We start from the raw sequence: 18,718 nt of genomic DNA, 5'->3' as shown, positions 1-18,718 counted from the left end.
GCTCATTTGACAGTGCGCTCGGCGCACAGATAGACAGCAGCTCTCGAAGGTCGAGAGGGGCACTGTGTACGAGCCGAACGTGGTCGGGGACTGGCACGAGTACGACGAGCATGCCGGTCTGCGGGTCCGCGTCCACCGTCTGGAGGCGGCCGAGCCGCCGCGCGGACGCGACGACGCCGCCGCCGGGCTGACGTACTTCAGTGTCCGGGTGACGGTCGAAAACCGTGGCGCCCGGCACTACGGCATCCACCTGGAGGACGGCCAGATCGACGTCCGGGTCGGCCCCGACGGCGAGGGTGCGTTCATCGACTGGCGCAACTCGCAGTTCATCGAGGGCTTCGACGTCTACCCGCTGCGCCGGGCCACCGCCGTGATCTACGCCGCCGCCCCCGAGGCCGCCCTGACCCACGTGGACGTGCAGGTGCAGCTGCGGGTGGAGGACGAGTGGGCCGACCGCCGGCTGTGGACCGGCGGCATCGGCGTCCTGGACGCGACCCCGGCCGCCGCCCCCGCGGCAGCCGGGCAGGGCAGCCTGGCTCACCAGGTGAGCGTATTCCTGAAGGACCAGACGGAGCCCGGCACCACCGCCTGATACGGGCGGCGCCGACGGCGCCGCCGTACGGTCAGTGCGGGATGCCGTCGATGATCTCCCGCGCGCCCTGCCGCAGCAGCGCCACCGCGACCGAGGTGCCGAGCGTGGCCGGATCGAGCCGTCCCGCCCACTCATGGGCGTTCAGCCGGGTCTTGCCGTCCGGGGTGAACACACAGGCCCGCAGGGACAGTTCCCCGCCGCGGTCCACGCGCGCGTAGCCGGCGATCGGGCTGTTGCAGTGGCCCTGCAGCACATGCAGGAACATCCGCTCGGCCGTCGCCTCCCGATGGGTGTCCGGGTCGCCGAGCCCGCTGACGGCGTCGATCAGCGCGGTGTCGTCCTCCCGGCACTGCAGGGCGAGGATGCCCGCGCCGATCGGCGGCATCATCGTCTCCGCCGGCAGCACCTCGCTGATCACGTCCGTGCGGCCGATCCGCTCCAGACCGGACACCGCCAGCAGCAGAGCGTCCGCGTCCCCGGCGGCCAGCTTCTCCAGCCGGCGGTTGGCGTTGCCGCGGAACGGCACGCACTCCAGATGCGGGTGCGTGGCGGCCAGTTGGGCCACCCGGCGCACCGAGGAGGTGCCGATCCGGGTGCCGGCCGGCAGCTCGTCCAGGGTGAGTCCGCCCGGGTGGACCAGCGCGTCCCGGATGTCGTCCCGCTTCAGGAAGGCGGCGAACACCGTCCCGGCGGGCAGTGGCCGGTCGGCGGGCACGTCCTTGACGCAGTGCACCGCGAGATCGGCCTCCCCGGCCAGCAGGGCCGCGTCGACCTCCTTGGTGAACGCCCCCTTGCCCTCGACCTGGGACAGATCGCCGAGCCACTTGTCGCCGGTGGTCTTCACCGGCACCACCTCGGTGCGCACACCGGGGTGCAGCACGGCCAACTCGGCGCGGACCCGCTCCACTTGGGCCAGGGCCATCGGGGAGTCGCGGGAGACGATACGGACCAATTCCGGGACGGACATGGGGACACGATAGACCCTTGGACCCGACGCCCGGTCAGGGACCGGGTCGAACACCGCAGTCTCTGCCAAGGGCGCCGTCCCGAGACCCGAGGGCCTGAGGAGCCGCAGACGCAGCTTCCGGGCGGCGGCCGGTTCCCGGCTCAGGCGCCGGCTTCGCGGACCGGGAGGGTGTAGCGCAGCTTCTCCGTCGCGCGGGCGCCGAGCCGGTCGTAGAACCGGACCGCCTCCTCGTTCCAGGCGGGCGTCTGCCACTGCACCTGCGCGAGGCCGAGCCGCCGGGCCTCGGCGACCACCGCATCCTTGTCGCGGAGGCGCGCAGTGCCGGAGTTCGCTTCGTTGTCAGTGGTGGCCGGTAGCGTGGTCTCGTCGGCTTTGGTCTTGGAGAGGGGGTGGGCCGGATGATCCGTGCGTACAAGTTCCCAGACGCAGGGCGCGAGTCCGGCCCGGCCCGGCCGCAGCTCCGCCGGCCGCCCGGCCGGGCCGGTGAACACGGCCAGGTCGGACATGTGTCCCTCGATCCAGCTGTGCACCAGGATGTAGTCGCCGTCGCCGCCCGCGTGCACGATCAGCACCGCGAGGCCCAGCGATCCGCGTACCCCTCCCAGGCTCAGATGGCCCTCGGCCAGGTCCAGCGCCGTGTCCACGGCCTGCGGCCCGACCGTACGCCCCGGCGCCTCCAGCGCGTACACCTTGACGAGCTGACCGGCGGCTTCCCGGACGCCCAGCGCCCGGGCCGTACGGCCGTGATGGCCCTCGGCGAGGGCCAGCAGTCCGGATGCGTCGATCGCCGGGGGCAGTTCCACGTGAAGATCCATCCGGCCATGATGCGGGCGCGGCGCGCGGGCGTCCATGGCGAGGTTGCGGCGCAGCAGGCGGAAGGGGGCGCACCGTACGCGGCGCACCGTAGGGCTTGGCGGCGTACCGGCGTGCCTCCTCAGCCGAAGCCCTCCGGCAGGTCTGCCGCGGACTCCTCCGGCGTGAGGTCCGGGCGGAGCCGCAGCCAGGACGGCTGGCGCAGGAACCCGGCCCGGGTACGGGTGCTGTAGCTGACCTCGCCGACCAGCCGGGGCAGCACCCAGCGGGCGTCCGGGACGCGCGGTACCGGATCGAAGGGACACCGCTCGGTCGCGGTGTCCCGCAGCAGCGCGGCGAGCTCCGTCCGCTCGGCCTCGCTCCAGCCGGTGCCCACCCCGCCGACGTACCGCAGTCGGCCGTCCTGGTCGCGCTGACCGACCAACACCGCGCCGGGCAGTCCGCTCAGCCGCCCTTTGCCGGGCAGCCAGCCGCCGACGATCACATCTTCAGCGCGCATGTTGCGGATCTTGATCCAGGCACGGGAGCGGACCCCGGGCTCGTACACGGAGTCCAGCCGCTTGCACACCAGACCCTCCAGGCCGTGTTCCCGGGTCGCCGCGAGCGCCTCGGCGCCGTGTCCGGTCACCGCGCCCGGAGTCGACCAGTACGGCCCGGCCAGGCCCAGCTCCGTCAGCCGGGCCCGCCGCCGTACGTACGGCTGCCGAAGCAGGGAGTCCTCGCAGTAGGGCACGTCGAACAGCACCAGATGCACCGGCACCTGGGCGGCCCGGCGTGCCGCCCGCGCGGGGGCGTGCGCCAGGCCCATCCGGCTCTGCAGCAACTGGAAGTCGGCCCGGCCCTGTTCGTCGAGGGCCAGCACCTCGCCGTCCAGTACGGCGGGGGTGGTGCCCAGCGCGCCACCGAGCGGCCGCAGTTCGGGATAGGCCGCGGTGATGTTCTCGCCCGAGCGGGCGCGCAGCAGCAGGCTGCCGTCGCCGGGCAAATAGACCATGACCCGCTGGCCGTCCTGCTTGGTCTCGTACGCCCACCGCTGGTCCTGGGCGGCGGGCGGCAGGGTGCCGGGAGTGGCGAGCATCGGCGCGATGAGCGGCAGGGGCACGGCGGTCACGGCTGAAGGTCTCGACCGCTTCCGCCGGCCTCACGCGCCTTCGGCCGCCGGTTCCCCTGAACGGGCCCGGGCCGCCTGCACCTGCTGCGCACAGGGGGGACGCCCCGGGCCCCGGCGATGTCCTGTGCGTTGTCGCCCAGCGGGCTTCGAGCCGCCGGGACGGCCACCGTCCAGCAAGCCCGGCAGTGGCACGGCCGACGCCGCTGGCGGCAGCGGCGACGCGGCGACGCGGCGAGCGGCGGAACGGCGAGCGGCGGAACGGCGAGCGGCGACCGGCCCGGGATGCGCCGTGCGTCCGGGCGGGGTGGTTGACGGACGCACGGACAGCGGCCCGGGGGAGCCTGGCCGATTTAAAGTCAAGTGCTTGACTTACTTTGGCGAGCCGAAACGGTGCCGTACGCGGGGCCGTCCCCGGCGGTGCGGGCGCGCACCGTAGGCTTTCCGGCTGGACCTCGCCGCCCCGGTCGAGGCACCCGGGGCGGCGCGCGGGACCGGTCGCCACGGGGCGGTGCACGGTCCCGGAGCGGTGGTGAGCATGGCGCGCAGGACGGCGCGGGCCGAGCAGGTGAGCGCGACGCGGAAGGCGATCCTGACCGCGGCGGAACGGCTGTTCGCGGAACACGGCGTGTACGCCGTCTCCAACCGCCAGGTCAGCGAGGCCGCCGGCCAGGGCAACAACGCGGCCGTCGGCTACCACTTCGGCACCAAGTCCGACCTGGTCCGCGCGGTGGCCCGCCGGCACGCCGAGCGCATCGAGGCGCTCAGGGAGCGGGCCCTCGCCGCGGCCGCCGACTCCACCGACGTACGCGACTGGGTGGACTGCCTGGTACGCCCGGTGACCGAGCATCTGGCCGGGCTCGGCAGCCCCACCTGGTACGCCCGGTTCTGCGCGCAGGTCATGACCGACCCGGCGCTGCACGAGATCATGGTCGAGGAGTCCATGGCCTCGCCGGCGCTGCGGCAGGCGATCGAGGGGCTGAACCACACGCTTCCGGAACTGCCGCCCGAGGTCCGCGCCGAACGCGGCCAGATGGTCCGCCTGCTGATCCTGCACACCTGCGCCGAGCGGGAACGCTCCCTCGCCGAGGGCACCCCGACCCCGAGAGCCACCTGGTCTAAGGCGGCGACGGGCCTCACGGACGCCATCCTGGGCCTCTGGCTGGCTCCGGTCGGGCCTGCTCGCTGACCCCTGGGCTTCACTCGTCGAAGGTCACCACGACCTTCTCCGCCGCCCCCGGTGTCAGTGCCAGCCGGAAGGCCCGGTCCGCCTCGGCGAACGGCACCCGGTGGCTGATCAACTGCGCGAAGCGCTCGTGGTGCTCGACCAGTTGAGGCGTCACCTCGAAGATCTCCGTGGGATACCCCTGCGACGCGATGAGGGGCAGCTCGCTGCGCAGCATCCCGCCGAGGCCGATCTCCGAACACTTCTTCTGTACGGCCAAAATGACCAGCCGCGCACCCCATTTGGCCGCGCCGACCACGGTGTTGAAGACCGCCGCCGCGCCGGCGGCGTCGATGTAGACGTCGGTGTCCGGCCGGGGCTGGCCGAGCGCGTTGGCGCTCTGCTCGTGCAACTCGGTCAGCCGGGCGGCCACGTCCTCCGCGCGCGAGTCGAGCACCGCGTCCGCGCCGACGGCGAGGGCCTTCTCCAGCCGGTCCGGCAGCACATCCACCACGACCACGCGCCGCACTCCCCGCAGCTTCAGCCAGATCGTGGCACCGAGCCCGATCGGCCCGACTTACTTGAGTCAAGCAAGCAACTGAGGTGCAGTACCGGCTGTCTCCAGGCGAACCGGCGTCAGGAGGATCGTGGTGGTCTGACCCAGCCGAGCGACCGTTCGACGGCCCGCTGCCAGTTGTCGTACTCCGACTCCCGCAGCTCGGGGTCCATGTCGGGCAGCCACTGGGCGGCCCGGTGCCAGTTGCGGCGCAGCACTTCCAGATCGGGCCAGTAGCCGGCGGCGAGCCCGGCCGCGTAGGCGGCGCCCAGGGAGACCGTCTCGGCGACCATGGGCCGTACGACGGGCACGTCCAGCACGTCGGCCACGAACTGCATCAGCAGGTTGTCCGCGGTCATGCCCCCGTCCACCTTGAGCTGCCGAAGGGAGACCGAGGAGTCGGCGTTCATGGCGTCGACGACCTCCCGGGTCTGCCATCCGGTGGCTTCCAGGACGGCACGCGCCAGGTGGCCCTTGGTGATGTACGAGGTGAGGCCGACGATGACCCCGCGTGCGTCGCTGCGCCAGCGGGGCGCGAACAGGCCCGAGAACGCGGGAACGATGTAGCAGCCGCCGTTGTCCTCGACCGTCCGCGCGAGGGTCTCGATCTCCGGCGCGCTGCTGATCAGCCCCAGGCGGTCCCGGAACCACTGGACGAGTGCGCCGGTGACGGCGATCGACCCTTCCAGGGCGTAGGCCGGCTGCTGGTCCCCGATCTTGTACGCGACGGTCGTGAGCAGCCCGTGCCGGGACCGCACCAGCTCACCGCCAGTGTTGAGCAGCAGGAAGCTGCCCGTTCCGTAGGTGCACTTGGCCTCGCCGGGGGAGAAGCAGGTCTGGCCGAAGAGGGCGGCCTGCTGGTCGCCGAGGGCGGCCGTGATCGAGACCCCGGGCAGCACCGCACTGGCCTCGCCGTAGGCCTCCGCGGACGACCGGATCTCCGGGAGCATCGCACGGGGCACCCCGAAGAAGGCCAGCAGCTCCTCGTCCCAGGTGAGCGTGCGGATGTTCATCAGCATGGTGCGGCTGGCGTTGGTGGCGTCGGTGATGTGCAGGCCGCGGTCGGCGCCGCCGGTGAGGTTCCAGATCAACCAGCTCTCCATCGTGCCGAACAGCACCTCGCCGTCCTTGGCGCGCTGCTCGACCCCCTTGACGTGGTCGAACAGCCAGCGGATCCGCAGCGCGGAGAAGTAGGTCGAGGGCGGCAGGGCGCACCGCTCCAGGAAGAACGCCTCCCCGGGGCGCTGCATGAGGTCGTCGACGAGCGGCGCCGTGCGGGTGTCCTGCCAGACGATCGCCCGGCCCACCGGAGCACCGGTCCGCCGGTCCCAGAGCACCGTCGTCTCACGCTGGTTGGCCAGGCCGACGGCGATGACCTGCTCCCTGCCGGCACCGGTGTCGGAGAGCGCCTCGGGCACGATCTGCCGCAGGTTGTGCCATATCTCCATGGCGTCGTGCTCGACCCAGCCGGGCCTCGGGAAGTGCTGCCGGTGTTCCTTCTGCGCTACCGAGACCAGCCGCCCACGGTGGTCGAACAGGATGCATCGGGTCGAGTTGGTGCCCTGATCGATGGACATTACGTACCGTTCAGCCATGATCGGGTCTGCCTTCCGACGGATCTAGGGGCGGCTGTGCTGCTCTACCAGCGGGCGGCTCCCAGGTCTCTGGAGATCGCCCGGGCCGCTTCACGGATCAGCGTGATCAGACTCGGGCGGGGGCGGCCCTGGCTGTCGCAGATCCGCTCGACCGGCCCGGACAGCCCGATGGCGCCGACGACGAGGCCGCCGTGCCCGCGGATCGGTGCGGAGATGCCGGCCTCGCCCATGCTCATTTCCTGGATCTCGGCGGCCCATCCGAGTTCCCTGACCTCCGCGAGCGCCCGGGCGAGCCGCTCGGGATCGACCAGGGTGTGCCGGGTGTACGCCTCCAGCCCCCCTGCCTGGGCCGGCTCGACGCTCGCGGTCCCGTACGCCAGCAGCACCTTGCCGAGCGAGGAGGCGTGCAGCGGCAGCAGCGAGCCCACGTCCAGGGTCTGGAAGGTGTCGTCCGGCCGGAAGACGTGGTGGACGACGAGGACGCTGCCCTCCAGGGGCGTGCCCAGGCGTACCGCCTCCCCGCTGCGGGCGGCCAGGGCGTCGGCCCAGTTGAGCGAGCGCGAGCGCAGCTCGTTCACGTCGAGATAGCTGGTACCGAGATGCAACAGGGCGGCGCCGAGCTGGTACTTCCCGGTCGCCGCGTCCTGCTCCACGAAGTCCACGTGCTGGAGCGTGCGCAGAATGCCGTGGGCGGTGCCCTTCGCCAGCCCGAGCGAGGCCGCCACCTCGCCGAGCCCGAGTCGACGAGGTCCGCCGGCGAGCAGACGCAGAATCGCCGCCGCCCGTTCGATCGACTGGACTGGGCCGGCCATGAAGCGAGCCTATTACCCGCACGGACCCCGTGCCCGTGGGTGAGGGCGGGCGGCCGTTCGGTAATGCCGACCCACGTTCATTGACCGGCCCGATTTGTCTCCATAACGTGCTTGCGAGCCGGAAAGGCGCGGTTGTGTCGGCGCCGGACCGGTCGGTCACACCATCGGGAGAGAACATGGCGGCACAGCTCAGGACGCTGCTTCAGGCGGCATGCGAACACGTGTGTCCGGTTCCGCCTGTCGCCGGCGCAGTCTCGGCCGTACGCCGTCGTGCGGCGGCGGTCCTCGCCGACTGGAGGGTGTGTCCCTACCTCGTCGAGGACGCGCTGCTCGTGGTGTCGGAGCTTGTCACCAACGCCATCCTGCACGCCCGGCCCCCGGCCGTGCTTCGGCTGTCGTGGGTGCAGGGCGACGGTGGCTGCACCCTGCGCGTCGAGGTCAGCGACGCGGGCCCTGTCCTTCCGGCGTGCCGGTCCCTCGTCGGGGTCGACCCCGACGAGCACGGCAGGGGCGAGGCGATCGTCCACGCCCTGGCGACTCGCCATGGGATGGACACCCACCTCGGCGGTGTCACCCGGTGGGCCGAACTCGTCGCGCCCTAGATTCATCGACCCGGAGCGCGGCCTCGCCGCATCACGGCACATACGCCGGCTCGTCCGCGGTCGTCTTGCGGAGCAGGAGCAGAGCGGCGTCGTCGTGCAGCCGGCCGCCCACATGCGCCAGCAGTTCGTCATGGAGCGCAGTGAGAGTGCGCGCCGGCTCGTCGCACACATGGCGGGCCACCCCTTCGGCCAGCGGATAGAACGCACGCGCGTGATCGCGGGCCTCCGTGACCCCGTCGGTGTACAGCAGCAGCTGATCTCCCACCGCGAAGGGCAGCCGCTGCAGCCGGGGAACCTCGCCCGACAGGGCGCGCAGCCCGAGGGGCGGAGCGGGATGCGCGGGCTCCACCGCCCCGACCTCTCCGGAGCCGGACACCAGCAGCGGCGGCGCATGTCCGCAGTTGACGATCTCCAGGTGTCCCGACCGGGAGTGTCCGGCGACCACGGCGGTGACGAAGTCGTCGGGACCGAGGTTGCGCGCCAGGCTCCGCTCGATCCTCGCGACGACGGCGAGCAGGTCGGGCTCGTCATGCGCGGCCTCACGGAACACCCCGAGCACGAGTGCCGCGGTCCCCACGGCGGGCAGTCCCTTGCCGCGCACGTCACCGACGATCAGCCTGATTCCGTAGGGCGTCGGCACCAGGGCGTAGAGGTCCCCGCCGATCCGCGCCTCCGCCGCCGCGGCGCTGTAGCGGACGGCCACCTGGAACGGGCCGACGGAGTCCGGGACCGGCTGGAGCAGGGCGTGCTGGGCGGCCTCGGCGACCGAGCGTACGGCCGCGAGTACCTGTTCACGACGGCCACGCAGCCCGCTGGCCAGGCCGCTCGCCGCGGTGACGGCCAGCAGGGCGGCGAGCACCGCCACCAGCTCGCGGACCGGTACCTCGTGCCCGATGCCCAGCGTCGCGCCCGTCGCCGCGGCGAAGAGACCGACACACAGCACGCCGCGCGGCTCATTGGTGGCGGCCGCCAGAGCGGGTCCGGCCGCCAGCAGCGGCAGCCAGATCAGCCCCCCGCCCATGGCGGCGACGACGAGAGTGACGAGGGCGACGACCAGCACCGGGAGCACCGGCAGTACGGGCGGTCCGGCGGGCTTCCTGAACAGCCGCGTCTGTGCGTCGTCGGCGCCGTGGTGTCCGGTCTGGCTCATGGCTCGTCAGCAGTCCTCGTCTCTACGGGATGACACCCGAAATGTCCGTTTCATTAAGCAAACGGGCTGGGCGAGGCAGCCACAAGGAGCGGATTTTCAGATAGTGAGCGAGAGGCTCCTGGTCACCCGGCTCGCGACCGGAAGCAGTCGTGCCCGGATCTCCTGGAGCCGGGCCCGCCGCTCCGCCGGCAGGGAGACGCCGAGCGAACCGGGCGTGTTCCCGCGGTAGACCGGCACGGCGACGCACACGGTGCCGAGCGCGTACTCCTCCAGGTCCGTGACGGCCGGCGCCAAGGGGGGCGCCTCGATCCTGCGGAGCAGCTCCGGAAGACTGGTGATCGTCCGTGGCGTGAGTTCGGCGAGCTGGTGCCTGGACAGATAGTCCCTGCGGGCGTCCTCGTCCAGCTCACGCAGCACGGACTTGCCCAGCGCGGTGGCATGTCCGGCGTCCTCGAAACCCACCCAGAGATCCACCCGGGGCATGCGGGGGCTGTCCACGATCTCGGCCACCCTGATCTCGCCGTCCTCGTAGAACGTGAGATAGGCGGCGCCGGACAGCTCGTCCCGCAGGGCGGCCAGCGTCGGGCGCACGCGGCTGAGCAGCGTCTGCGTGCGGCCCGCTGTGTGCAGGGAGTCCAGCCTGTCGCCCAGGACGAAGCCGCCGTCGGCGAGCTTTCGCACGTATCCGTCGTGCACGAGGGTGCGCAGCAGGTGATAGGCGGTGGCCAGCGGCAGCCCCGTCTCGCGTGCCAGCTGCTTCGCCGGTGCGCCGTTCTCGTGCGCGCTCACCGCCTCCAGCAGACGGAAGGCCCGCTGCACGGAAGTGATGAGCGTGGGGCCGTCCTGAGCACCCATGGATCCAGCCTGCGCCGCACGACCGACCCGGGCAAGGTCCGAGGCATCCTGCAGGGCGGCGAGCCCGCCGCCACAGGCCGAGCGGACCGCCGGCCGCCGTCCTCGACCGCCGGGACGCGGCCCCCTGCCACTCGTTCCGTCCGCTGTGCCGCTGGGCGCGCACGGCTGCCGGGGCGAGCGACGGAGCGGCCGTGCCGCTGGTCCTCAGCGGTGCGTGCTCGCGATGCTCACCGTGTTCGCGGCCACCACCGCCCCGATCCCAGCCCACTCCGGCGCTCCGAGGCCCTGCCCCAGCACCACCCAGCCGACCGCCGCCGCCAGCACAGGATTGACGCTCATGAACAGGCCGAAGGTCTGGGCCGGCACCTTGCGCAGGGTGAGCAGATCGGCGAGATACGGCACGGCCGACGACAGCACACCCGCCGCCACCGCGCACAGCAGGGCCCCGGCCGTCGGCGGATGGCGTACGGCGACGACGATCCCGATCGGCAGGAAGGTGAGCGCCGACAGGCACGCGGCCGCGGCCGACCCCTGGGCGCCCGGGATGCGCCGCCCGACGATCCGGTTGAGCAGGATGTACGAGGCCCAGCAACAGGCCGCCACCAGGCCCAGACCCATGCCCACGTAGTCGGTGGACGGCTGAGGGCGCATCAGCACCACGACTCCGGCCCCCGCCAGCGCCGCGCATCCCGCGTCCAGCCGGCGGCGCGAGGCGGCGAGCGCGATGGCGAGCGGGCCCAGGAACTCCAACGTCACCGCCAGCCCCAGGCCGATCCGGTCGATCGCGCTGTACAGGCTCAGGTTCATGGTGCCGAAGACGCCGGCGAGCAGCAGCACCGGCCACCACTGGCGCCGGGTGAAGTCCCGCAGGCGCGGCCGGCCGACGGCCACCAGGACGAGTGCGGCGACGTACTGGCGTACGGCCACCACGCCGAGCGGACCGAGGACCGGGAAGGCCAGTGCGCCGATCGCCGCGCCGGTCTGGTTGGACAGGCCGCTGCCGAACATCGTCGCCACGCCGGCCGGCCGCCCCGGCGCGGGGTCGTGGACCATGGGGGACACCGTCGCGGTCTGGTGTCCGAGAACTCGTCGCATGGGAGGAGCGTCCGCCCGTCCCGTGCTTGCGCAAAATGCATGCGCGACCTCATCTATACGCTGTACGCATGAATACGCTGAACGCATGGATGAGGTCGAACTCCGGCAGCTGCGCTGTCTCGTCGCCATCGTGGACGAGGGCACCTTCACCGACGCGGCGATCGCCCTCGGGGTGTCCCAGGCGGCCGTCTCCCGCACCCTGGCGGGGCTCGAACGAACCCTGGGTGTACGGCTGTTGCGGCGCACCTCGCGGGAGGTGAGCCCGACGGCGACCGGGCTGCGGGTGGTGGCGCAGGCCCGGCGGGTGCTGGCGGACGTCGCCGTCCTGGTCCAGGAGGCCACCTCGGGGCACACCCGGCTGCGGATCGGCTACGCATGGTCGGCCGTCGGCCGTCACACCGTGGCCTTCCAGCGGCGCTGGGCGGCCGCCCACCCCGGGACCGATCTGCATCTCGTCCGGGTCAACACGGCGTCCGCCGGTCTCGCGGAAGGCGTCTGCGACCTCGCGGTGGTGCGCCGGCCGCTGGAGGACCGGCGGTTCGACACCGCCATCGTGGGCCTGGAGCGGCGCCTGTGCGCGATGGCGGCGGACGATCCGCTCGCCCGCCGCCGGTCCGTACGGCTCGCCGAACTCACCGGCCGGACCCTCTGGGTGGACCGGCGCACCGGTACCACCACCCCCGAGCTGTGGCCTCCGGACTCCCGTCCCGCAGTCGAGGAGACGCACGACGTCGACGACTGGCTCACCGTCATCGCCGCCGGACGCGGCATCGGTGTCACCGCGGAGTCGACCGCGAACCAGTACCCGCGACCGGGCGTCGTCTACCGGCCGGTCCGGGACGCCGAACCCGTCGCCGTACGGCTCGCCTGGTGGCGCGACGACCCACACCCGGCACTCCAGGCGGTCCTCGAACTGCTCAGCGAGCTGTACCGCACGAGCTGAGGGACCACTGGATTCGGTTTCGACCGGTACTCACTCAGGGAGGGCAGGGCACGATGGCGCAGCTGCGCGAGCGCGTGCAGGAAGCGGTCGCCATCATGGAGTGCCGCATGGTCCTGGAGGGACTGTGCGCGGCCAAGGCCGCCGTCGCTCCGACCTCAACCACCGGCTCCACGACCGGATCCGGGTCATCTCCGGGCAGCAGACCGCGGTCGAGCTGCTGGAGCGGATGAACACCCAACTGGCCCGCCACCGCTTCCAGTTGGCGCTCCCGGAGAACTATTCGTTGACGCATCCCTACGCGCCCTCCCCCCTCTCGGCTTCCCTCGAGGGGGACCCCCATCACCACCCCGCTCGCCCCTGGTCGCCACCGCTCACGCCGGGGACTTCGTGTGGCGCGCGCGGAGCCGTCGCCCTGGCCGCGGCGCGCGGCGAAAAGGTCTCCGCTTCTTCGACGCCGGCGACTACCCCCTCGTCGTCATCGCCGAACTCACCGACCGACTCGTCGCCGTCCACCGGGAGACCCAGCCGCCGTCCCTGGAGGCCCGTGTCCTCGCCCAGGCGGTCGGCTGCCCCGGACCCGGCGAGACCATCGGCGCCCCGCCGGTCTTCTACTCGTCCATCCGCTCCACCCCCGACATTCGCGCCACCGCCGTCGGCTGGGCCTCGGGCACGGGCCGCTTCGGCGCCGTCTTCGGCCCGCGGCCGGGCGCCCAGTTGCTCGCCGCGGGCGACGCGGCATCGCCGCCCTGCGCTCCGCACGGCGCCCGAGCGCAGCGGCACCCGGCGGCCACTCGTCACCGCCGGCTGACCCGCCCCCGCGCACGGCGTCACCCCAGCGCGTCGGGCTCCACGTCCAGGCCCGTGCAAGCCAGCTCCCCGGCCACCTCGGCGCACGCCTCCACGCCTCGCGGCGACGACACCGAGAGCATCGGGCTGCTGTCCCCGGCGGAGTCGTCCGCCGGATAACCGGCCGACATCACGTCATGGCCCGCGCGCACCGACACCTCACGGGCCCTGGGCGAGCGCAGCCACACCTCGGACCAGGCGGTCTTGCAGGCCGGCGACCAGCGCAGCCGGACGGTGTAGGAGCGACCGGTGACCGTGGTCGTGGTCCGTGCGTCCCGGGCACACATCGAGGCGTCGGGCAACTCGCCCTGACAGGACCGGCCGTGACAGCGGGGCACCCCGGGCAGGGTCCGCGCGGCGGGTGCGGTCCCCGGCCACATGGACAGGGCGACAGCGGCGGCGGCCACCGCGGCAGCCGTGCCGAACAGCGCCAACACGGACAGCGGAAGTCGCGACGGGAGCCGCCGGGGAAGCCGGGGTGCGAGCCGGCGAGCGAGCCGCTGCCCGGGACCGGGCTCCTCGGGCACGGCCTCCGGTGCGGGCGTTCCGGCCGCGTCCCACAACGCCCGTACGGCCTCGGGATCGGCGCCGGCGAGTCGGCAGAGCGCCTCCACGGCGGGCCTCGGCGGCGGTGTGCCGCCGGACAGATAGCGGTGCCACGCGGACTTGCTGTACGGGGTCCGCGCGGCCAGCGCCGCCAGGCTCAGCCCCGTACGGTCCTTCAGCTCGCGCAGTCCCACCACCAGTGCCTCGTCCGGCGTGGTCGATGCTTGGGGGTGCCGCATCGTGCGTCCTCGACTCCCGTTCCGCTATGGGCGGTTTCGCCCCTGATGCCGGAATGGCTTCCCATGAGGACGGCGACTGGAACACGCGGTGAGGTATGAGCAAGGTGAGGCGTGGGCGTACCGAAGGCCCGTTCGGGGGTCGTCGAACGGGCCTTCGGCGGCTGGGTGGTGCTGTGCTGAAGGACCGTCAGCACCAGGGGAGGGGGCGGGCCGCGCGGACGTAGTGTGCGGAGACGTAGCCCGCGTGGTGCGGCAGCCGGTACCAGGTGCGGTTCCCGTACACCCAGGAGCCGCGCGTCCTGCAGCTGAGGACCAGGACCCGGCCCGTCTGCCGGTGGCCGATCACCCGGTACCCGGTGCCGGGACCGGAGCGGACGTTGAGCGGGGCGTGGCGGGTGGCGACGCGGCCGGTGAGGGGCTGAAGGTGACGGTGCGCCATCCACTGTGCGGCGAACCGGTACTGCATCCGGTTTGCGGCGAGTCGGTACGGCGCCGCGTGCATGGCGAGGCGGTAGGCCGCGCTCTGCGGCATGAAGCGGTACGCCGCCCGCCGGACGGTGGGGCGGTGGATCCGGTGCACCCGGCGGCTGTGGTGTGTGCGGAGGTGGACGCGGTGGTGCCGGCGGTGGGTGACGTACCTGCGATGGTGGACGCGTCGGCCGGTGCGGTGGGTGCGGTGCTGGGCATGGTGGGTGTGGTCGGCGGTGGCGCTGGGAACCGGGCGCGGTGCGGCCGCGTCCGCCGTGCCGGCACCGGCCGCCGTGGGCAGGAACGCGAGCACCGCCACCGTGGCCAGCAATCCGCTCTTGAGACTCCGTCGGATCATGGAAACCTCCGGCTGTCGTTCTCGTGACCACGAGCAGTGATCACGACAGCCAGGGTTTCCGTGTCAAGCCGCCGGAATGCCGTTCCGGCGTCCCCAGGGACGGCCGGGACGTCCCGCGGGACGGACGCCCACGGCACCGGCGGCTCCGCCCGGTCCCCCGCGGGGAGGCGTCCCGCCGTCTCGTGTGCGTCCGGGTGACGTCTCCGGGGGCACCCGCGGCATCCGTGGCGGTCAGAGGGTCTCGGTGAACGTGATGCTCCGCTCCTTCAGCAGCGGGAACACCGTTCCCCGGATCAGCTTCGCGAAGTGGTCCGTCTCCTTGTGCGCCTCGAAGCCGGCGCGGTCCGTGTAGCGCTCGTACAACACGAACGCTCCTGGCCGGTCGACGACCTCGTGCGCCTCGTAGGCGAGGTTCGCGGGTTCCGACGGGACCAGTTCGCGCATCCTGCGCAGCGCGTCGCGGACGGTGTCGGCGTCGGCGGGAGCGCACTCGTACTGGGCGACGACGGCGAAGGCCATGGCATTCCTCCGGTGTTCCTCGGCGGGTGGACTCGCCGATTCCAGCACGCTCCCGTCCGGGGGAGGGCCGTACGACACGCGGCCATGTCCGCGGGTGGCCGGCCGTCGAGGGGAGACCCACAGCCGGGAGGGAATTTACTTGACTTACGCAACGAGCTGGTGGACTTGCGGACATTCCCACGGAATCGCTGTCCGACCTGCCCGTCGCGTCCCCGGAGGTCACCGAGATAGAGCGCGCCCTGACGCGCATCACCTACCTCGGCACCCGAGCCCGGCAGCACGAGCGGCTGATGGCGCTGGCCGGGGTGCCGCTGGACCGGGCCGCGGTGGCCCTGCTGCGGCAGATCGCCGACTCCGAACCGCTGCGCCCGGGGGAGCTGGCGCAGCGCCTCGGCGTGGAGGCCTCCCATGTCACGCGCACCGTACAGCAACTGCAGAAGGCCGGATACGTCACGCGTGTCCCGGACCCCGTCGACCGGCGCGCCCAGCGCATCCAGCTGACCGACGCGGGCCGGGACGCAGTCGACCGGGTCCGCGAGGCCGGGGCCCGGGGCATGCAGCTCGCCCTCGCCGACTGGCGGCCGGAGGATCTGCGGCAGATGGCGACCCTGTTCCACCGCATGGTCGACGACTTCCTCGCGTACACGACCGAGGAGGACTCCGGCCGGGAGGCGGACGACGCCGTCACCACGGCGTGACGGCCGGCGTCCTGCCGCAACGGGCCACCCCCGCGCCTACCGTCCAGTAATATCCAGCGGCGGGCCACCAGAGGAGGAACCGTGCCCCGGTCCGAACGCTCGCCCCTGCTGCTCGCCGGCCTGCTGGCAGCGGCGGGGGTCGCCCGTTTCGCGGCACCGCGGCCCTTCGACGGGCTCGTACCGCGTGCGCTGCCGGGCTCACCCAGGGCATGGACGTACGGCAGCGGCGCCGTGGAGCTGGCCCTGGCGGCCGGGATCGCCGCCCCCCGGACACGCGCGGTCGCCGCGAAGGCGGCCGCGGCCTTCTTCGTCGGGGTGTTCCCGGCGAACCTGCAGATGGCCGTGGACTGGCGGCACCGGCCCGCACCGCTGCGGACGGCCGCCCTCGCACGGCTGCCGCTGCAGGTGCCGTTGATGCTGTGGGCCCGGGGAGTCGCCCGGAACGAGGAAGGACGCTCATGACGGAACGCATCGAGGTCGGGGACAAGGCCGAGGACTTCGCCCTGCCCGACGAGACCGGCACCACTCGCAGACTCACCGAGCTGCTGACCGAGGGGCCGGTGGTCCTCTTCTTCTACCCGGCCGCCCTCACCCCCGGCTGCACCGCCGAGGCCTGCCACTTCCGCGACCTCGCCGCCGAGTTCGCCGCCGTCGGCGCCCGGCCCGTCGGCATCAGCGGCGACAGCGTCGACAAGCAGCAGGAGTTCGCCGGACGGCACGGCCTCGGCATGCCGCTGCTCTCCGACGCCGACGGCACGGTCCGCGAGCGGTTCGGCGTCAAGCGCGGCTTCTCCCTCGCCCCCACCAAGCGCGTCACCTTCGTGATCGCCCAGGACCGCACGGTGCTGGAGGTCGTCCGCAGCGAACTGCGCATGAACACCCACGCCGACCGGGCTCTCGCCGCCCTGCGCGCCCACCAGGGCTGAACGGCCCCCGCCCCGCGGGGCGGACGGGGACACCCGCGCGCTTGCTGAGCCGGACCGACCGGAACAACCTCGGGCATATGAAACATGGCGCCGCCGTGGCGGTCATCGACGCCCTGCGTACGGTGACCGGGTGGAGCGAGGGCGCGCGGCGGCTCACGGGCCACCCGGCCGAAGACGTCGTGGGCCGGCCCGCGGCCGGGCTGCTCGCCCAGCTCACGCAGCGCTGGGGCAGCGGGCAGACGGGCCGGGGCAAGACGATCTGGGCCGAGCGGGCGCTACCCTGCACCTGACCGTCCGCCCGGCACCGATCACTGGAACGGGCAGCCCGGGTTCGGCGCGTCCTCCGAGAACGGGGCGCCGTGCGGCAGAACGTACAGCACATCGAGCACGAGCGGGGTGTCCCCGAGGTTCCGTCCGATGTGGACATGGTCCGCACCGGCCGGCTCCTGGATCGTCGCCCCCGTGCGGTACACGCCGTCCGAGGCGCACCCGGAGTCGAAGTGGCTGAGGGTGCCCTGCCTGACCACGCCGTACAGCGGGCCGTCGTGGTAGTGCCAGCCGGTGCTCTGGCCGGGCGGGATGGTGATCTCCCGCAGGGTGTAGTCGGTCCCGCCGATGGTGGTCTGGCTGATGATCCGGGCCGTCACCCCCGGCCCCGGCGGGGTCGCCTGCGCGGTGCCGCAGGTCAGAACGGTGGCGACGGTCAGCGCGCCGGTGACGGCGGCACGGAGAGCGGTACGCATGCGGGACCCTTTCGGGAGGCGAGCGGGGTGTCGCCGTGAACATAAGCAACCCACAGGGGAGTTGGGGGCGGAACTCGAAGATCCGTATGCGTACGTGATCGCGGGTGTCAGGTCCCCGCGCGCTCCCGGACCACGTCCCGTGGCCGCTTGTCCTCGCGCAGTCCCAGGTAGCGGGGATGCCGCAGCATCCCGTCCCGGGTCCACTCGGTGAAGACGATCTGCGCGACCAGCTCCGGCCGCACCCAGCGGGCACGGCCCTCGCGCACGGCACCGGTGAAGGGCGAGGAGCCCCGGCGCAGCCCGTCCAGCCGCTCGCGCAGATCCAGCAGGGTGCGCCGGCCGAAACCGGTGCCGACCTTCCCGGCGTACCGCAGCCGGTCACCGTCGTAGAAGCCGAGCAGCAGCGCTCCCAACCCGACGCGGCTGCCCGCCGGTTCGGTGAAGCCGCCGATCACGAACTCCTGCCCCTGGGAGCACTTGAGCTTCAGCCAGTCCGGGGACCGGCGCGTCCGGTACGGCCCGTCGGCCCGCTTGGCGATCAGCCCCTCCCAGCCCCGGCCGCAGGCCTCGGCCAGCAACTCGGCGCCGCCCGCGTTGCGATGCGGGGTCAGCCGCAGCGGGGCGCGAAAGGACAGCGCCCGCCGCAGCAGCGACTTGCGGACCCGCAAGGGGAGTTGACGGGTGTCGGCGCCCTCCAGGCGCAGCAGGTCGAAGAGGTAGTACGTCACCGCGACCCCGGACGCCTCGATGTCCCGGCGCCGGGTCAGTCCCAACCGTCGCTGCAGCCGCGCGAAGTCGGTACGGCCGCCGCTGAACGCGACGACCTCGCCGTCCACCGTGAAGTCGGTGCACTCCTGCGCCGCGAGCGCCTCCACGATCTCCGGGTAGGTGTCGTTCAGCCACTGGCCCGTGCGCGAGAGCAGCCGCAACGAATCGCCCTCCCGCACCGCCAGCAGCCGGACGCCGTCCAGCTTCCGCTCGAACAGCCAGCCCTCGCCGAAGTCCCGCCGGTCGCTGAGCGTGGCCAGCATCGGGGCCGCGGCGAGTTCAGTGCCCGGCCCGGCCGGGCGCAACAGCTCCCGGCGATCGGCCGGCAGCCCCTCCAGCAGCCCCGGCACCGCC

22 protein-coding genes and 2 pseudogenes are annotated in these 18,718 nt (G+C 72.8%); 10 read left to right on the top strand and 14 right to left on the bottom strand.

The features are described 5' to 3' along the window. The first annotated feature begins 64 nt into the window (after positions 1 to 64). Positions 65 to 592 carry a hypothetical protein gene (locus ACWCQS_RS14210; protein WP_451004687.1) on the top strand — a complete coding sequence of 176 codons (528 nt, stop codon included), beginning with the start codon at positions 65 to 67 and terminating at the stop codon, positions 590 to 592. 31 nt (positions 593 to 623) lie between these two features. On the opposite strand, the gene hemC is transcribed toward ACWCQS_RS14210, so the two are convergent. The 3 genes from hemC to ACWCQS_RS14195 all read right to left on the bottom strand — a co-directional run bounded on the left by hemC (position 624) and on the right by ACWCQS_RS14195 (position 3,474). Continuing rightward, on the bottom strand, positions 624 to 1,559 hold the full coding sequence (gene hemC, locus ACWCQS_RS14205) for a hydroxymethylbilane synthase (protein ID WP_451004686.1): 936 nt from the start codon (positions 1,557 to 1,559) through the stop codon (positions 624 to 626). Positions 1,560 to 1,699: 140 nt separating this feature from the next. Continuing rightward, the gene (locus ACWCQS_RS14200; protein WP_451004685.1) at positions 1,700 to 2,374 is read right to left on the bottom strand and encodes an N-acetyltransferase family protein; all 675 of its coding nucleotides are present in this window, start codon (positions 2,372 to 2,374) and stop codon (positions 1,700 to 1,702) included. 119 nt (positions 2,375 to 2,493) lie between these two features. After that, positions 2,494 to 3,474 carry an ATP-dependent DNA ligase gene (locus ACWCQS_RS14195; protein WP_451004737.1) on the bottom strand — a complete coding sequence of 327 codons (981 nt, stop codon included), beginning with the start codon at positions 3,472 to 3,474 and terminating at the stop codon, positions 2,494 to 2,496. A 544-nt stretch (positions 3,475 to 4,018) separates the two neighbouring features. Here ACWCQS_RS14195 and ACWCQS_RS14190 point away from each other — a divergent pair. Next, the gene (locus ACWCQS_RS14190) at positions 4,019 to 4,669 is read left to right on the top strand and encodes a TetR/AcrR family transcriptional regulator (protein ID WP_451004684.1); all 651 of its coding nucleotides are present in this window, start codon (positions 4,019 to 4,021) and stop codon (positions 4,667 to 4,669) included. 10 nt (positions 4,670 to 4,679) lie between these two features. On the opposite strand, the gene ACWCQS_RS14185 is transcribed toward ACWCQS_RS14190, so the two are convergent. From ACWCQS_RS14185 to ACWCQS_RS14175, 3 genes are all read right to left on the bottom strand, one after another. Further along, complete coding sequence (locus tag ACWCQS_RS14185) at positions 4,680 to 5,165, bottom strand: zinc-binding dehydrogenase (protein WP_451004683.1); 486 nt, start codon at positions 5,163 to 5,165, stop codon at positions 4,680 to 4,682. A gap of 116 nt (positions 5,166 to 5,281) precedes the next feature. Then, positions 5,282 to 6,796, bottom strand: coding sequence for a glycerol kinase GlpK (glpK, locus tag ACWCQS_RS14180; protein WP_451004682.1), 1,515 nt, complete (start codon positions 6,794 to 6,796; stop codon positions 5,282 to 5,284). 44 nt (positions 6,797 to 6,840) lie between these two features. Beyond that, a complete protein-coding gene (locus ACWCQS_RS14175; protein WP_451004681.1) occupies positions 6,841 to 7,608 on the bottom strand; it encodes an IclR family transcriptional regulator in 768 nt (255 codons plus the stop codon). A gap of 176 nt (positions 7,609 to 7,784) precedes the next feature. Here ACWCQS_RS14175 and ACWCQS_RS14170 point away from each other — a divergent pair, with 176 nt between their 5' ends. Further along, positions 7,785 to 8,210, top strand: a complete 426-nt coding sequence (locus ACWCQS_RS14170; protein WP_451004680.1) for an ATP-binding protein — start codon at positions 7,785 to 7,787, stop codon at positions 8,208 to 8,210. 31 nt (positions 8,211 to 8,241) lie between these two features. On the opposite strand, the gene ACWCQS_RS14165 is transcribed toward ACWCQS_RS14170, so the two are convergent. The 3 genes from ACWCQS_RS14165 to ACWCQS_RS14155 form a co-directional block, all read right to left on the bottom strand. Further along, positions 8,242 to 9,360: a PP2C family protein-serine/threonine phosphatase gene (locus ACWCQS_RS14165; protein ID WP_451004679.1), complete on the bottom strand. Its 1,119-nt coding sequence runs from the start codon at positions 9,358 to 9,360 to the stop codon at positions 8,242 to 8,244. A gap of 96 nt (positions 9,361 to 9,456) precedes the next feature. Then, entirely contained in the window at positions 9,457 to 10,215 is a 759-nt protein-coding gene (locus tag ACWCQS_RS14160) for an IclR family transcriptional regulator (protein WP_451004678.1), read from the bottom strand. A 204-nt stretch (positions 10,216 to 10,419) separates the two neighbouring features. Then, positions 10,420 to 11,232, bottom strand: coding sequence for an EamA family transporter (locus ACWCQS_RS14155; protein WP_451004736.1), 813 nt, complete (start codon positions 11,230 to 11,232; stop codon positions 10,420 to 10,422). Positions 11,233 to 11,395: 163 nt separating this feature from the next. On the opposite strand from ACWCQS_RS14155, the gene ACWCQS_RS14150 reads away from it, so the two are divergent. The 3 genes and pseudogenes from ACWCQS_RS14150 to ACWCQS_RS14140 form a co-directional block, all read left to right on the top strand. Further along, positions 11,396 to 12,253, top strand: a complete 858-nt coding sequence (locus ACWCQS_RS14150) for a LysR family transcriptional regulator (RefSeq protein WP_451004677.1) — start codon at positions 11,396 to 11,398, stop codon at positions 12,251 to 12,253. A 53-nt stretch (positions 12,254 to 12,306) separates the two neighbouring features. Continuing rightward, complete coding sequence (locus ACWCQS_RS14145) at positions 12,307 to 12,483, top strand: hypothetical protein (protein ID WP_451004676.1); 177 nt, start codon at positions 12,307 to 12,309, stop codon at positions 12,481 to 12,483. A 127-nt stretch (positions 12,484 to 12,610) separates the two neighbouring features. Further along, positions 12,611 to 12,865: pseudogene (locus tag ACWCQS_RS14140) on the top strand (PIG-L family deacetylase); the annotation flags it as partial. 215 nt (positions 12,866 to 13,080) lie between these two features. On the opposite strand, the gene ACWCQS_RS14135 reads toward ACWCQS_RS14140, so the two are convergent. From ACWCQS_RS14135 to ACWCQS_RS14125, 3 genes are all read right to left on the bottom strand, one after another. Further along, the gene (locus ACWCQS_RS14135; RefSeq protein ID WP_451004675.1) at positions 13,081 to 13,884 is read right to left on the bottom strand and encodes an XRE family transcriptional regulator; all 804 of its coding nucleotides are present in this window, start codon (positions 13,882 to 13,884) and stop codon (positions 13,081 to 13,083) included. Between the two features lie 187 nt (positions 13,885 to 14,071). Next, a complete protein-coding gene (locus ACWCQS_RS14130; RefSeq protein WP_451004674.1) occupies positions 14,072 to 14,710 on the bottom strand; it encodes a hypothetical protein in 639 nt (212 codons plus the stop codon). Positions 14,711 to 14,941: 231 nt separating this feature from the next. Then, entirely contained in the window at positions 14,942 to 15,229 is a 288-nt protein-coding gene (locus tag ACWCQS_RS14125) for a putative quinol monooxygenase (protein WP_451004673.1), read from the bottom strand. A gap of 173 nt (positions 15,230 to 15,402) precedes the next feature. Here ACWCQS_RS14125 and ACWCQS_RS14120 point away from each other — a divergent pair, with 173 nt between their 5' ends. The 4 genes and pseudogenes from ACWCQS_RS14120 to ACWCQS_RS14105 all read left to right on the top strand — a co-directional run. Beyond that, on the top strand, positions 15,403 to 15,927 hold the full coding sequence (locus tag ACWCQS_RS14120) for a MarR family winged helix-turn-helix transcriptional regulator (RefSeq protein ID WP_451004735.1): 525 nt from the start codon (positions 15,403 to 15,405) through the stop codon (positions 15,925 to 15,927). A gap of 81 nt (positions 15,928 to 16,008) precedes the next feature. Then, a complete protein-coding gene (locus ACWCQS_RS14115; protein ID WP_451004672.1) occupies positions 16,009 to 16,389 on the top strand; it encodes a DoxX family protein in 381 nt (126 codons plus the stop codon). Further along, positions 16,386 to 16,853, top strand: coding sequence for a peroxiredoxin (locus tag ACWCQS_RS14110; protein WP_451004671.1), 468 nt, complete (start codon positions 16,386 to 16,388; stop codon positions 16,851 to 16,853). The genes ACWCQS_RS14115 and ACWCQS_RS14110 overlap by 4 nt, the downstream gene beginning before the upstream one ends. A 77-nt stretch (positions 16,854 to 16,930) precedes the next feature. Continuing rightward, positions 16,931 to 17,065 (top strand): annotated as a pseudogene (locus ACWCQS_RS14105) (PAS domain-containing protein); the annotation flags it as partial. Between the two features lie 96 nt (positions 17,066 to 17,161). Here ACWCQS_RS14105 and ACWCQS_RS14100 read toward each other — a convergent pair. After that, on the bottom strand, positions 17,162 to 17,596 hold the full coding sequence (locus ACWCQS_RS14100; protein ID WP_451004670.1) for a cupin domain-containing protein: 435 nt from the start codon (positions 17,594 to 17,596) through the stop codon (positions 17,162 to 17,164). A 107-nt stretch (positions 17,597 to 17,703) separates the two neighbouring features. Next, positions 17,704 to 18,714 (bottom strand): non-homologous end-joining DNA ligase, encoded by a 1,011-nt coding sequence (gene ligD / locus ACWCQS_RS14095; RefSeq protein WP_451004669.1) that lies wholly within the window; start codon positions 18,712 to 18,714, stop codon positions 17,704 to 17,706. Between the last annotated feature and the right edge of the window lie 4 nt (positions 18,715 to 18,718).

The organism is Streptomyces sp. NPDC002076, from assembly GCF_053593835.1.
The sequence above is the reverse complement of the archived record's forward strand: the minus strand, read 5'-3'. Positions and strand labels throughout refer to the sequence as shown.